Origin of the sequence: Streptomyces sp. NPDC058000 (assembly GCF_042886435.1) — a bacterium.
Lineage (GTDB): Bacteria > Actinomycetota > Actinomycetes > Streptomycetales > Streptomycetaceae > Streptomyces.
Genome location: NZ_JBHVQS010000013.1, coordinates 54,561 through 68,544 on the forward strand (window position 1 = coordinate 54,561; position 13,984 = coordinate 68,544).

12 protein-coding genes and 1 pseudogene are annotated in these 13,984 nt (G+C 70.5%); 7 read left to right on the top strand and 6 right to left on the bottom strand.

The features are described 5' to 3' along the window. Positions 1–244 precede the first annotated feature (244 nt). Entirely contained in the window at positions 245–2,068 is a 1,824-nt protein-coding gene (locus ACFVT2_RS16260) for a serine/threonine-protein kinase (RefSeq protein WP_390017649.1), read from the top strand. Between the two features lie 79 nt (positions 2,069–2,147). On the opposite strand, the gene ACFVT2_RS16265 is transcribed toward ACFVT2_RS16260, so the two are convergent. After that, a complete protein-coding gene (locus ACFVT2_RS16265) occupies positions 2,148–3,176 on the bottom strand; it encodes an NADPH:quinone reductase (protein WP_390017651.1) in 1,029 nt (342 codons plus the stop codon). Between the two features lie 195 nt (positions 3,177–3,371). Between ACFVT2_RS16265 and ACFVT2_RS16270 the strand changes: the two genes are divergently transcribed. Further along, the gene (locus ACFVT2_RS16270; RefSeq protein WP_390017653.1) at positions 3,372–4,379 is read left to right on the top strand and encodes an NADP-dependent oxidoreductase; all 1,008 of its coding nucleotides are present in this window, start codon (positions 3,372–3,374) and stop codon (positions 4,377–4,379) included. A 20-nt stretch (positions 4,380–4,399) separates the two neighbouring features. Here ACFVT2_RS16270 and ACFVT2_RS16275 read toward each other — a convergent pair whose 3' ends face one another. Both ACFVT2_RS16275 and dnaE read right to left on the bottom strand, forming a co-directional pair. Beyond that, positions 4,400–4,765 (bottom strand): DUF6300 family protein, encoded by a 366-nt coding sequence (locus tag ACFVT2_RS16275; RefSeq protein WP_390017655.1) that lies wholly within the window; start codon positions 4,763–4,765, stop codon positions 4,400–4,402. After that, positions 4,762–8,358, bottom strand: a complete 3,597-nt coding sequence (gene dnaE / locus ACFVT2_RS16280; protein ID WP_390017658.1) for a DNA polymerase III subunit alpha — start codon at positions 8,356–8,358, stop codon at positions 4,762–4,764. The genes ACFVT2_RS16275 and dnaE overlap by 4 nt, the downstream gene beginning before the upstream one ends. 397 nt (positions 8,359–8,755) lie before the next feature. On the opposite strand from dnaE, the gene ACFVT2_RS16285 reads away from it, so the two are divergent. Next, a complete protein-coding gene (locus ACFVT2_RS16285; RefSeq protein WP_390017661.1) occupies positions 8,756–9,703 on the top strand; it encodes a LysR family transcriptional regulator in 948 nt (315 codons plus the stop codon). A 46-nt stretch (positions 9,704–9,749) separates the two neighbouring features. Here the strand turns inward: ACFVT2_RS16285 and ACFVT2_RS16290 are convergent, their stop codons facing one another. After that, a complete protein-coding gene (locus ACFVT2_RS16290) occupies positions 9,750–10,667 on the bottom strand; it encodes a GNAT family N-acetyltransferase (protein ID WP_390017664.1) in 918 nt (305 codons plus the stop codon). A gap of 9 nt (positions 10,668–10,676) precedes the next feature. Continuing rightward, a complete protein-coding gene (locus ACFVT2_RS16295) occupies positions 10,677–11,216 on the bottom strand; it encodes a DNA-binding protein (RefSeq protein ID WP_390017666.1) in 540 nt (179 codons plus the stop codon). A gap of 94 nt (positions 11,217–11,310) precedes the next feature. Here ACFVT2_RS16295 and ACFVT2_RS16300 point away from each other — a divergent pair. Together ACFVT2_RS16300 and ACFVT2_RS16305 are read left to right on the top strand one after the other, a co-directional pair. Beyond that, a pseudogene (locus tag ACFVT2_RS16300) lies at positions 11,311–11,412 on the top strand (DUF1326 domain-containing protein); the annotation flags it as partial. Between the two features lie 13 nt (positions 11,413–11,425). Further along, positions 11,426–11,614 carry a hypothetical protein gene (locus ACFVT2_RS16305; protein WP_390017668.1) on the top strand — a complete coding sequence of 63 codons (189 nt, stop codon included), beginning with the start codon at positions 11,426–11,428 and terminating at the stop codon, positions 11,612–11,614. A 142-nt stretch (positions 11,615–11,756) separates the two neighbouring features. Here the strand turns inward: ACFVT2_RS16305 and ACFVT2_RS16310 are convergent, their stop codons facing one another. Next, entirely contained in the window at positions 11,757–13,001 is a 1,245-nt protein-coding gene (locus ACFVT2_RS16310; RefSeq protein ID WP_390017671.1) for a helix-turn-helix domain-containing protein, read from the bottom strand. Positions 13,002–13,167: 166 nt separating this feature from the next. Between ACFVT2_RS16310 and ACFVT2_RS16315 the strand changes: the two genes are divergently transcribed. Further along, positions 13,168–13,482, top strand: a complete 315-nt coding sequence (locus tag ACFVT2_RS16315) for a hypothetical protein (RefSeq protein ID WP_390017673.1) — start codon at positions 13,168–13,170, stop codon at positions 13,480–13,482. Positions 13,483–13,675: 193 nt separating this feature from the next. Then, a complete protein-coding gene (locus ACFVT2_RS16320; RefSeq protein ID WP_390017675.1) occupies positions 13,676–13,921 on the top strand; it encodes a hypothetical protein in 246 nt (81 codons plus the stop codon). Positions 13,922–13,984 lie beyond the last annotated feature (63 nt).

Sequence of the window (13,984 nt, forward strand, 5' to 3'; positions counted from 1 at the left end):
TCTCGGCTGCCCCGCACCCCCCGCGGGGGTGGCCCGCCCCCCCGGCCCCCCCCCCCCACGCCCTGGACTGCCTCAGCCGCGCGGTGGTTCAGGAGGCGCCGCACCGGCGGTCTCGTGCCCCGGCGCAAGCTCGGCGACGTCCCCCCGATGTTCACCTGGCCGGCTGTCAACTCCTGTACGAGGAACCGGGGTTCGACGGCATGCGTCAGTACCACCATGGGAAGCAGCACGGGGGGGTGCCGCTGTGACAGAGCCGTTCGAGATGGGCGTGTTCGCACTGAGTGGTGAGGTGCGTCGACTCGGGCCTTACCGGCTGCTCGGCCAGCTGGCCACCGGCGGTATGGGCGTGATCTACCTCGGGCGGGATCCCGGTTCCGGCCGGATCGCCGCCGTCAAGACCCTGCTGGCCCCGGGCGGCGTCACCGCGGAGGCCCGCAAGCGTTTCGACCGCGAGGTCCGGCTCGCCCGCCGCGTCACGAGCACCAACACCGCCCGCGTGCTGGACTCCGACGTCGAGGCCGGTCGGCCCTGGATGGCCATGGAGTACGTGCCGGCGCCCTCGTTGGAGGCGCTGGTCGTACAGCAGGGGCCACTGGGGGACGAGCGCGCGGTGCGCTGGATCGGCGCCGGGGTGGTGCGGGCGCTGGCCGAACTGCACGGCAAGGGCATCGTGCACCGGGACGTCAAACCGCTGAACATCCTGCTACCCGCCGACGGTCCGAAGGTCATCGACTTCGGCATCTCCCACGCCAGCGACCTCACCAGCACCCGGCTCACCCTGGGGACCATCGCCTTCGCCGCGCCGGAACAGGCCGAGGGGCAGCCCAGCACCCCGGCCTCGGACATCTACGCGCTCGGCATCACGCTGTACTACGTGGCGTGCGGGAAACTGCCCTACCCGGAGACCCACGAGCCGCTCCAGCAGCTCAACTACGTGCGACGGGCCGCCACCAGCCTGGACGGGTTGTCCGCGGGCCTCACCGGGGTGATCGGCGAATGTCTCGCGGTGCGACCCGGCGACCGGCCGACCGCCGAGCAGCTGACCCGGCGCTTCGCCAAGGGCACCACCCGGGTCCTACCGCCCGGCTGGACGTCGCTGATCGGCCAGTACGCCGAGGAGGGCCGCCGGCTCCAGCGCGCCGCCGACCAGGCGGAGGCCGAGACGGTCACCCGCGGCTGGACCTCGGACCTGCCGGGCCGCACCAAGCTCCTCACCCAAGAGCGGCAGGACCGGGCGCGGGCACCGAAGCCGGTGCCGCGCCCGGAGCCGAAGAAGAGCGATCCGCCGCCGAAGCCGGGAGGCGGCGGGAAGAAGGAGGGCAAGGCCGACTGGGGCGCGATCTGTGGGGCGGTGCTCCTCGTTCTGGGCATCATCTGGCTGGTCCAGCACAACGTGGACCGGTCGAGGGACACTTCGGCCGGAACGCCGACGAGTAGCGCAACGACGCCCGGTAGCGACGGCCGGAACCTGAGCGCCGGCACGTCCAGCGGAGGCGCGGGCACGTCCGGCGGAGGCGCGGGCATCGACCCTCGCCCCACCACCTTCAGCCCCAGCCCCAGTCCGTACAGTCCCAGTCCCACGCCGCCCAGTGCCGAGGACATCGCCTTCGGCCGCGTCTCCACTGACGAATGCCTGGACAACTACCCCGGTACGGGCCTGGACTGGACCCCGTCCACCCCGACGGTGACCAGCTGCTCCGGCAGCGACGCCTATTACCGCGTGAAGTCGATCGAACAGTACGGGAGTTGCGCCTCGGACGATATGACGTGGTTCCACGGCAACCGCGACGGCACCCACACCAACCTCTGCCTGAATCGCAACTACGCCGACGGCCAGTGCATGTTCGCCGAGGCCAAGGGCCAGACGCTCTCCGTCTACCGGAACGCCGTCACCCCGTGCGGCGCCGGCATCCCGGACAAGTACCAATACACCGTGCAGGTCACGAGGGTGTACCCCAACGGTGCGCCGAACGACGCCTGCGGGAGCGACCGTCAATGGAAGGTCGACGACGGCAGCGTCTACTGCGGCAAGGCCATCTGGAAGCGCCACGGTCTGCCCAACATGTAGCGGAACGGCATACGGGCCTGCGCTCGCGGCCCGCTCGCCTACCCGCCTACGTGTTCGTGGCCGCGCCGCAGCCGCTGGGTCACCCGGTGGCCACCTCCACCAGCACCTTGCCGACGATGTTGTGCTGCACCGCGGCCTGCGCGTCGCCGGCCTTCTCCAGGGGGAAGCGGTGCAGCGGCAGTCCGGCGTCGTCCCCCACGTGCAGTGCGCCGTCCGCGACGGCTGCCGTGACGGCGGCGACGGCGTTGGCCTTCGCCGCTTCGGGGAGCGTGTAGACCAGCACCCCCTGCCACCGCAGGTTGGCGAACAAGAAGGGATGCACGGGGAGGTTGAGGGTGTCGCCACCGGTGTCGGCGAAGAACGCGATGGTGGCGTGGGGCGCCGCGACCTGGTGGTTGAGGGCGGCGTTCACCGCGGGGGCCACTTCGACGATGAGGTCGACGCCGCCCGGGGCCAGCTCGCGGATCGCCGAAGCCGCGTCGTCCGTGCGGTAGTTGACCACGTGGTGGGCGCCGGCCGCCCTGGCCAAGGTGGCCTTGTGCGGGCTGCTGACGGTCGTCACCACCGTGGCGCCGGCCCATCGGCTCAGTTGTATCGCCGCGTTGCCCACGGCACCGGCGCCGCCCGCGACGAGCACGGTCCGACCCGCGAGTGCGCCGGGAGCGAGGCGCCGCGGGCCGTCGTCGGCGACGGTCAGGCAGCGGTGGGCGGTGAGCGCGGGGATGCCCAGGCTCGCGCCGAGCTCGAACGAGGCGTGGTCGGGCAGGGCGACGGCCTGGGCCTGCGGAAGGACCACGTATTCCTGGGCGGTGCCGTTCGCGCGCTGCCAGGCGGCCTCCCAGATCCAGACCCGTTCGCCGATCCGGTCGGTGGGCACCCCGGCGCCGACCGCATCGATCGTTCCGGCGCCGTCCTGGTGGGGCACCTGGCCCTGATCGTCCGCGGTGCGTCCGAGGGTCGAGACCGTACGGGCCTTCCAGTCGGTCGGGTTGACCCCGGAGAGGTGGATCCTGACCCGGACCTCGCCGGGTCCGGGTGTGGGAATCGGCCGCTCTTCCAGGCTGAGGACGTCGGGGCCGCCGTGCTGTCGGTAAACAATCGCCTTCATACGACGGTTCAAGTCGCCGGTCGGCGGATTTCTTCCCGGCGCGGGCCGACGCCGGCTCCGCGTAGCCGTGCTGAGTACCCTTTCCGCGCGTACGTCCGGCCCTGTTGCCCGCCGACGGCCCTCAGATGCATGGTGGCCGCACTGCATCGATCATGGATGAGAAGGATGTTGAGGATGTCGGAAGAGAGGCTTCGCATGACGCACACCGTCCAGGAATGGCATCTGGCCGCACGCCCCGTGGGGCGCCCGGATCCCGGTGACTTCCGCCTCGTGGAACGGGAGTTGGGGTCTCCGGCCCAGGGGGAGGCGCTGGTCCGGAACACCTTTCTCTCGGTGGACCCCTACATGCGGGTGCTGATGGGCGCCCCGCAGCCGGGTGTGCCCGGCTACCCGTTGAACCGGCCGCTGACCGGCGGGGCGGTCGGTGTGGTCGTGGAGTCCCGGGCCGCGGGTCTGGTCCCCGGCGATCTGGTGCTCAGTGACTTCGGCTGGCGCACCGCGGCGGTCGCCCCCGCCCGGCAGTTCACCAGGCTGGAGCGGGTGGCGGGGGTGCCGGACTCGGCGTTCCTCGGCGTACTGGGAATGCCCGGGCTGAGCGCGTACGTCGGGCTGACCGAGGTCGCCGGGTTGCGCGAGGGGGAGCGGGTGTTCGTCTCCGGTGCGGCCGGTGCGGTGGGCAGCCTGGCCGGTCAGATCGCGCGGCTGCTCGGGGCGGAAGCGGTGATCGGCAGCGCCGGATCCGCGGACAAGGTGGCGTACCTGACCGAGGAGCTCGGCTTCACCGCCGCTTTCAACTACAAGGACGGTGACGTGCGCGCATCGCTCGCCCGGGCCGCTCCCGGCGGTATCGAGGTGTACTTCGACAACGTGGGCGGCGACCACCTTGAGGCCGCCATCGACGCCCTCGCCGTGGACGGCCGGGCCGCGCTGTGCGGAGCGATCTCCGGCTACCAGCTCAGCGAGCCGCCGCCGGGGCCGCGCAACATGATCGAGTTGGTGAAGAAGCGGCTCACCCTCCGCGGCTTCGAGGTCGGCGACCACATGGGCCGCCACCCGCACTTCGCCCGGTTGATGGGTGCCTGGCTGGCCGACGGGAGGATCACGTACCGGGAGACCGTCCAGGAGGGCATCGCCGGCGCCGTGGACGCCTTCCGCGGTCTCCTGGACGGCCGCAACACCGGGAAGGCAGTGGTCCGCGTCTGAAGCGTCCGGCCCGTCGCCCGCTACAGATCGCCGGCCCGCCACCGGGCCTCCTCGGCGTCCAAGTCGGCGCGGCGTGGTGTGCGGTGGCGCACCGCGGCCAGCCAGGTGTGCAGGTGCGGGCCGAGTGCGTCGGGGGTGGTCGGGGTCGGGTGACCGCCGTCGGCGAACAGCGCGAGGAGTCCGGCCGCGGCCGGGTCGTCCGGGTCGCAGGAGGCGCAGAGCACGGACTCCTTGAGGCCGTGGATCGGCTGTCCGGAGCGGTTGTGCCAGGTGTGGGGGTAGCGCGCGACCAGCAGTACCGGGGTCCGGCAGCGCGGGCAGGGCGGGGAGGCGGGGTCGGCGGTCCGTAGCGCTATGGGGTCCGGTCGGTCGGGGGTGGGCTTCATACGAGGCCCGCCCAGGCTTCCGCGCCGAACGCGCCCTTGACGTCGGAGGCGAGGGTGGTGGCGTTCACCTTGGCGGGCAGGGCGTAGACGGTGGTCTTGGCCGTGCCGCGGACGCTGAGGTGGACGGGGGAGTCGCCGGGGTGGTCGGTGAGGAGGCGCTTCAGTTCGCGCACCCCTCCCTCGGTGATCCGGTGGGCGGGGAAAGCCAGGCGCACCGGTGGCCTCCCACCGTGCTCGGCCGCGGAGACGTCCAGTACGGCCAGTTCCCGGCCGAAGACGTTCAGGGTGCCGTCGCGGTCCTCGATCCTGCCCCGGACGCAGATGACGGTGTCCTCGGACAGGGCGTGTTGTACGAGTTGGTAGGAGGCGGGGAAGAAGAGCACCTCGACGGCGGCGTCCCGGTCCGCGAGGGTGACGATGGCCCAGGCGTTGCCCTGTTTGGTCACCTTGCGCTGGATGCCGGTGATCAGCCCGGACAGCTGTACCTCCCCGGTGGTCCGGCCGGAGGCGAGCAGCTCGGCGAGCGAGCAGTCCCGCGCGCCCGCGAGGATGTGCTCGGCCCCGTCCAGCGGGTGGGCGGAGACGTACAGGCCCAGCATCTCGCGTTCGGTGGACAGCAGTTGGCGGCGCGGCCACTCCTCCTCGTCGAGGGGGAGGTCCAGCCCGAAGGCCGGCCCGTCGCCGTCCCCGCCGCCCAGTTCGGCGAAGAGGTCGTCCTGGCCGAAGCTCGCCGCCTTCTTCACCGGGATGATCGCGTCGATGGCGTCCTCGTGGACGGTCGTCAGGCCCTTGCGGGAGTGGCCCAGCGAATCGAAGGCGCCGGCTTTGATCAGGGATTCCACGGCCCGTTTGTTCAGCGCGGGCAGATCGACCTTGTCCACGAAGTCGGGGAAGGAGGTGAACTTCCCCTTCCGGCGGCGGGCGTCGACGACGGCTTCGATGACGGCGTCGCCGACGTTGCGGACGGAGCGCAGCCCGAACCGCACGTCGTCCCCGATCGCGGTGAACTCCGCGACGGATTCGTTGACATCGGGCTGGAGGACCCGGACGCCGTTCTTGCGGGCGTCGGCGAGGTAGACGGCGGCCTTGTCCTTGTCGTCGCCGACCGAGGTGAGCAGCGCGGCCATGTACTCGGCCGGGTAGTTGGCCTTGAGGTAGGCGGTCCAGTACGAGACGAGGCCGTAGCCGGCGGTGTGGGACTTGTTGAAGGCGTAACCGGAGAACGGCAGCATCACGTCCCACAGGGCCCGGATCGCCTCGTCGGAATAGCCGTTGCCCCGCATGCCACCGTGGAACGTCTCCCACTCCGCAGCCAGCACCTCCGGTTTCTTCTTGCCCATCGCGCGGCGCAGCATGTCGGCGCCGCCCAGGGTGTAGCCGGCCAACTGCCGGGCGATGGCCATGATCTGCTCCTGGAAGATGAGCAGGTGGTGGGTGGAGCCGAGGATCGGCTCCAGGGCCTCCTTGAGCTCCGGGTGGATCGGGGTGGGGTCCTGTTTGCCGTTCTGGCGCAGTGCGTAGTTGGTGTGGGCGTTGGCGGCCATCGGGCCCGGCCGGTAGAGGGCGTTGGCCGCGGCGATGTCCTCGAAGCGGGTGGGTTCCATCAGCTTGAGCAGGGCCCGCATGCCGCCGCCGTCGAGCTGGAAGACGCCGAAGGTGTTGCCCGCGGCCAGCAAGCGGTACGTCCGGGCGTCGTCCAGCGGGATCACGACGGTGGAGGGGTCGCCGTCCAGGGGGTCCACGGTGGCCAGGTTGACGCCCCGGTTCTCGCGGATGTTCGCCAGCGCCTGGTCGATGACGCCCAGGTTCCGCAGCCCCAGGAAGTCCATCTTGATCAGGCCCATCGCCTCGCACGACGGGTAGTCGAACCCGGTGATCTTCGTGCCGTCCGCGGCCCGCATGTGCAGCGGGATCCGCTCGGTCAGCCGCGTCTTGGACAGGATCACCGCGGCGGCGTGCACCCCGGTGCCGCGGGTCAGGCCCTCCACTCCGCGGGCGGTGTCGATCACCTGCTGCACGTCCGGCTCGGTGGCGTACAGCTGCCGGATCTCGCCGGCCTCGGCGTACCGCTCGTGCGCGGGGTCGAAGAGGGCGGCGAGCGGGGCGGACTTGCCGTTCTGGTCCGGCGGGAGCGCCTTGGTGATCCGTTCGCCGTGCGAGAAGGGGTAGCCCAGGATCCGTGCGGAGTCCTTGATCGCGTTCTTGGCCTTGATCTTGCCGAAGGTGTTGACCAGGGCGGTGAACGCGTCGCCGTACTTCTCGGTGACGTAGCGGACCATCCGGTCGCGCTGGCGGTCGTCGAAGTCGAGGTCGACGTCCGGCGGGTTGATGCGCTCGGGGTTCAGGAACCGTTCGAAGAGCAGACCGTGTTCCAGCGGGCACAGTTCGGTGATGCGGGTCGCGTAGGCCACGAGGGAGCCGGTGGCCGAGCCGCGGCCCGGACCGATCGGGATCCTGTTGTCCCGGGCGTACCGGCAGATGTCCGCCACGACCAGGAAGTACGAGCTGAAGCCCATCGGCCCGATGACCGCCATCTCGGTCTCGAACCGGTCCATGACCGGTGGGGGGACCGGGTCCCCGTAGCGCATGGTCAGGCCCTTGAGGACCTCCTTGCGCAGCCAGGACTCCTGGGTCTCGCCGTCGGGTACGTCGGGGAACTGCGGCATCTCGTCCACGTAGTCGAAGACCGCGTCGTAGGGCTCGACGCGCTCGGCGATCAGCAGCGTGTGGTCGCAGGCTTCCGGGAGTTCGGAGAAGAGGCGGCGCATCTCGGCGGCCGACTTGAGGTAGTAGCCGGAGCCGTTGAAGCGGAACCGGCCGGGGGCGTTCTTGTTCTTGCCGACGCCGATGCACAGCAGGTTGTCGTGGGCGTCGGCCTGGTCCTCGGTGACGTAGTGCGCGTCATTGGTGGCCAGGAGCGGGATGGCCAGTTCCTTGGCGAGGCGCAGCAGGCCGTCGCGGACGGTGCGCTCGATGTCCAGACCGTGGTCCATCAGCTCCAGGAAGTAGTTCTCCGGTCCGAAGATCTCCTGGTAGGCGCCGGCCGCGGCCCGCGCCTCCGGGTACTGGTTGAGCCGCAGACGGGTCTGGATCTCGCCGGAGGGGCAGCCGGTGGTGGCGATGATGCCGTCCGGTCGCTGCGCGATCAGCTCGCGGTCCATCCGCGGCTTGCCGGCCGGGAACTGGCCCTCGTAACTGGCCTGCGTGGAGAGCCAGAACAGGTTCCGCAGGCCCTGGACGTCGCGCGCCCACATCGTCATGTGGGTGAAGCGACCGCCTCCGGAGACGTCCTTCGACCCCTCGCCGTCGTTGCCGACGGCGCGCCGGCCTCCCGGCCCCCAGAACTCCTGTTTCCGGGCGAAGCGGGACGACGGCGCCACGTACGCCTCGATGCCGATGATCGGCCTGACGCCGTCGAAGCCCTTCGCGACCTGCGCGAACTCATAGGCCCCGAACATGTTCCCGTGGTCGCTCATGGCGATCGCCGGCATCTGCTGCCGGGCGACCTCGGCGAACATCGGCTTCAGCTTCTGTGCGCCGTCCAGCATCGAGTATTCGGTGTGGTTGTGCAGGTGGACGAAGGAGTCCGGCATGGCTGCGTCACCTCCGGGACGGGTGGGCGGCCCCACCCGGCCGGAGCCGCGGTGGTGGCCTTACGGGTGGCCGACGTCGTCAACGGAGCTGGCCGGAGCGGAGCGGACCGACGGCGCGGAGGGCGCGGACGCCTCGGATCGTTGTGGCACCTGGGACAACCATGTGTTGTCCGCTATGCTGCCGGGCTCCGCCGTGCGTCCGGCCCGCGAACGCCGACCGTGGCCTCGCCCGGTGCCGGCCGGCACCGGGTTGAACGGCCATGTCCTGTGCAATTCCTGGGAGTCCGAACCAGGCCCCCGTTGACGCCCGCCATCAAAGCCGCCATCCGGCTGGCAGATCAAACAACCGTGACGTCGGCGCGCCACAACGAAGGGTTGTGGCGATAGCCTAGGCGGCGTGGACCTCAACGCTGTGCGCACCTTCGTCGCGGTCGCGGAGACCGGGCAGTTCCAAAAGGCCGCTCTCGACCTCTCGCTCACCCAGCAGGCCGTTTCCAAGCGCATCGGCGCCCTGGAGGACGCCCTCGGCGTGCGGTTGTTCACACGTACGGCGCGGGGTGCCGGTCTCACCATCGACGGGCAGGCGTTCCTGCCGCACGCCCGCGCCCTCCTCCAGGCCGAGGAGCGGGCGGTCGCCTCCGTCCGGCCCGGCAGCCGCGCGCTCCGCGTCGACGTACTCGGCCGGCGGCTGTCGACGGCCGGCCTGCTGCGCGACTTCCACCGTGCGCATCCCGGGATCGCCCTCGACGTCGTCACGCTCTTCGACGCCGACGCGGCGATCGCCGCCGTCCGGGCAGGCACCATCGACGCCACCTTCCGCGCCGTCACCATGCCCGGCCGTCAGCTGCCCGACGACATCCGGGCCACCCTGGTCTTCGACGAGGCCCTCCAGCTGTGCGTCGGCCCGGCCCACGAGTTCGCCGCCGCTCCCGCGGTCACCCTCGCCCGGCTCGCCGGGCGCCGGATCTGGATGCCCGGCAACGCCCCCGGCACGGAGTGGCGGGCCTACTACGACGATTTGGCCGCCGCCTTCGGCCTCACCATCGACACGATCGGCCCCGACTTCGGCGTCGAGGCCCTCCTGGACACCCTTGCGGACTCCGCGACGCTGGCGAGCTTCTTCGGCCAACGGACGCCCCTCGTCTGGCCCACCGGCCACGACCTGCGGCGGATCCCGCTCCACGATCCGACCCCGGTGTACCCGCACTCGCTGCTCTGGCGCGGCGACAACCCGCACCCCGGCCTCATCGCGCTCCGCGACCACCTCGACGCCCTGCCCCCCAACCACCCCGACACCGAGACCTGGCGCCCGAGTTGGGCCCAACGCCCCGCGCCACCCCGCTAGGGCCGGCCCGGCGGGCCGGCGTGGGCCCGGGGCCCGGCGGGCGGGGTCAGTCGTCCGCCAGGGGTTTCCGGTAGACCGTGGAGCTGCGGCGGACCGTCATGCCCACGCGCAGGTACAAGGCGAGCGCGCCGGTGTCCGAGTGGGTCCACAGGGTGCAGGCCCGCCGGCCCTGCCGGTGGAAGGCGCGGAAGGCGTGGCGCAGCAGCAGGCGGGCGATACCCCGGTTGCGGTGGTCGGGGTGGACCGCGACCTGCTCGATGTAGCCTTCGCCGGCCTCCGGGAGGTCCAACGACATGACCGCGCCGATGAGTTGGTCGCCGCTGTAGGCCAGCGCCGACAGGGCGGGGGCGAAGGCGGGCCGGTCGACGGTGTGCCGGGCCCACTCCTCGTAGGACTTGCGGCGTGGCTGCCACTCGTCGAAGGCGTCCTCGATGAGGTGGTGGGCGGCGGGCGCGTCGCCGGAGCGGAACGGCCGAACCGTGAGGCCCGCGGGCGGTGCGGGCACCGCCGGCTCGTCGGTCAGGGGGAACTCCAGCTGCCAGGCCGTCACCAGCGGCTGGTAGCCGCGGGACCGCACGAGCGCGACGGCGTGGGTGTCGTCGTCCGGCACGGTCTGTACGATCCCCTCGCTCCCCGCCTGGCGGGCCCGGGCCTCGACCCAGTCCAGCAGTGCGGTGCCCAGGCCGCGGCCCCGGTGCGCGGGGTGGACGTCCACTTCGGAGCGCCGGTTCACCCAGGCCCGGGCGGCCAGTTGGCCCGCCGGGTCGTGGACCAGCAGGGTGTCCCGCTCCGGGTCCAGGCCCGGTCGGCCGAGGTCCGCGGCGATACCGCCGGGATCGGTCTGCACCCGGCCGTACAGCGCGCGCTCGCAGGCGGCGACCAGGCGGTGGATCGCGGTCACGTCGTCGGCCGTGGTCGGCCGCCCCTCGTAACCCGCGGGCAGCGTCGGTAGGAGAACAGGCACCGGCGGAGACTACTCCCGGTTCGGGGACCCCGCCACGGCCCCTTGGGCGGTGTCCGCCTCGGTGTCGATGGTGGTGCGGCCCACCAGGCGTTCGTAGCGCTGCCGGGCGGCCTGCGGGGTGCCCAGGCCGAGGCCGAAGGAGATCTCCTGCCAGGTCATGCCGCGGCCGCGGGCCATCTGGAGGAGTCCGGCCTCCAGCTCGTCCATCTCCCCGCGCACCATCGGGACCAGGCTCAGGGCGGCGGTGACGTCGGCGCGGTCCACCTCTGGTTCGCCGTCCTGGAGGAGGGCGGCCCCGCTGAGCAGGAACGAGACGAGGCGGACGGCTTCGTGGGGGCCGACGAAGGCGGGGTGCACCTGGCGCCGGCGCTGCTCGTCGGTGGCCGCATGCCGTTCGGCGATCCGGAAGAGGGCGGCGTGGGCGCGGTGCGCGCGGGCCTGGCCGGGGTCCGGGGGAGTGAACGGGTCGGTGGATTCGGTGGATTCGGCGGTCTGGTCGGATTGAGCGGTGGGGGTGGGCTGTTGGGGCTGTCCCGAAGTCGCTGACATAGTGTCAGGATGCCGGCTTGCGTGACCCGTTGTCAATGACATGTTGTGAACGGATCGTTTAAGCTGGGGGGCGGGGGATCGGGGGAGCCTTTTCATCCTCGTCTGGCAGGTGCACGAAGGGTGCTTCGGCGACACCGACCTGTCCGGGCTCGGCGTGGTCGCACTGGGCGAGTTCACCGGCAACATGTGGATCGGGACCCCAAGCGCTGATGTCGCTGGCGTTCGTCATCGACGCCCGGGCGGACACCGCCCAACGGCACGCCCTGGAGCGGACCTTCACCGACGAGGAGTGCGGCTGGCAAGCACTTCGCGTTCGACTGGCGCCCGCAGTGACGGAGCCGGCCGGGCGGGGGTGGCGGACGCTGGTGGACTTCCGACATTGTCGGTCCCCCTCCTGAAGGAGGGGGAGTAGAGAGAAACGGATTCTTGTCCGGTGGTTGAAGCTGTCAACCATTCTGGCGCTGTCGGGCATGCGAACGGCCACCCTCCGTGACGGTTGGAGGGTGGCCGTTGGGTTCGGGCGTCAGCCCGTGAGTTCAGCTATGCACACAGCAGATGCCCGTGGTCATGAAGCAAGTCGCCAACTTCGGAGACCTCCTTGAACTCTTCAAGCCGATGGAGCACAACACGAGCACGTGAGGTGATGCGGTCGCTGGCCATGTCTGTGGAAGCGATCACAACGCGTCGGGCTTCCTCCGCCGCCTGTTCAGGTTCGTTGGCGTCAGCGAGAGCGACGGCGAGCCATGACCGGTATAGGGCGACTTCCCGGGCGTGCGTGGCGTCATAGCGGGTGAGGACGTGGGTCAACAACGGGACGGCCCGCAACGGACGATGCAGCTCGGTGAACACCCGGGCGTCCATCACCTCTAGCTCTTCCCTGCTCACCCAGTAGGCCCACGTGGGTGCTTCCACGTCGTCGGCATCTGCTAGTGCGTCGTGTGCCTGCCCGAGAGCCTGCATGGCAGGTTGCGCCTCTCCGACGCGTGTGTGAGCCCACGCGATCCGGTCGAAGAACAGTGCACGTGTCTTGGCCGGAGCGTCGGCCCCAGCTTCATCAAGTGCAGCACGGGAGAGATCAAGGCCCGCACGTTCTTGTCCGGTGTTGCTGAACTGGTAGGCGAGACTCCCCGCAAGGTTCGCGACCAAGGGGCCGTTGTCCGCCTGCCGTGCCGCGTCGATGCCGATGCGGTAAACGCGTTCAGCCTGGGCGTGCTGTCCGCCGTCGCTGGCGATCCAACCCGCGATTTGAGCAAGTTCGCCAATCTGGGACAGGAGAGCGCTGCCTACTGCCTCTGTATGGGTGCTCTCGCGATACTGCCGCATCGCGGAATTGAGTTCGCGGAACACGGGCGTCATCAGGTCTCCCCCGGTAAGCACGTCATCGGCGAGCCGAAAGCCGTGTACCCGGGCGGCAAGGGTCGCTACGTCCTCCTGGCCGATGCGGCGGCCTGACCTTGTGCTGAGCGGCGCTAGTGAGTCGCCTGGCGGAATCAGCTCAGCAAGGATCATGGCGGCCCCGAACGGCGGTCCGTCCGATTCTCCTCGGGCGTAGCTGGCGGCCCGCTCTAGTTCCCCAAGGGGAACCCCCAGGACTTCCGCGACGAACTGAAGCCAGGAATCAGGAATGCGCCCTCCGCGCTCCCACCGGGACACCTCGTTCCGCGTGAGGGACTGCGTGCCGGAGACATCGCACAGCATCGCAGCGAACTGCCGTTGACTCTTATGCGCATCCTTTCGTAGCCGTGCCAAGTACGCGCCGAACCACTGTCGCCGGTCATTACTCACGTGCTGGCCCCCCTCTCCACTCCAGTGTGGCCCCTCCCTGGCCCCCCGTGCGGCTCCTCTCTCAGATCACCCCCAACGGTTGGATGAAGGTTCTGTCATCGGCAGACCCCCGCGACCGTGGCGACGGCCCGGGGGCATGGCCATCAACCGGTAGGAGGTTGACGACATGCGCAAACATAGCGCGTGGATCTTCGAACTGCTGTTGGATCTGCTCTTCCCCGCACGGGGCCGGCATCGGTCGGCCGACGCACCGCCCGCCGCTGAGTGCCCGGACACCCCCACCCTCACCATCCCCCGCGTACCTGCCGAGCAACGGCTGTTGCGGGGTGAGGACGTGGCGTTGCTCCGGCCGTACATCCTCACGCCCGAGGAGCGCCAGGAGCGGCGGTTGCAGCGGGGGCGGCGCCGGTCGTTGTGGCTGGCGGTGCACGGTGTTGATGCTGGGCCGCGTTGGATTCACGGTGTGGAGGTGGGGTGCTGATGCCCCGTCTGTGCGGTCCTGTCCACCTGTCGGACGTTACTGCGAAGTCTGAACCCAAGCCCGTTGCTGGGTGCGACGTGTGCGGGGCGCTGGATCGGCAGCGCACACGAGCGCGAGCCGCCGGGGACAACTCGCAGGTGTCCGACTGCAATGTTGAGATGCGTCGTCACCCCCACGCGAAGGCGGTGCGCCCATGAGTACGGGTGCCTGGACGCGGTGGTGCGAGCGGCTTGAGGAAGCGTGGAACCGGCACGTCAGGTATCCGGAGCTGTATCGCCAACTCGACGCCATGCGGGCGGACTTCCAGGTGCGTACCGCGTGGGTGGATGAGCTGACCGACGAAGAGGTGGAAGAGATGCAGCGTGGCCTGGCTGCATGCATCGACGCCATGCAGGACACGGCCAGTGAGGTCGTGGAGCGTCCGGAGGGCACGCCGTGAGGGCGCGAGAGAGGTTCTTGGAATGGACGCTCCAGGACCGTCCGAAGCTGGGCGCGACCGTCA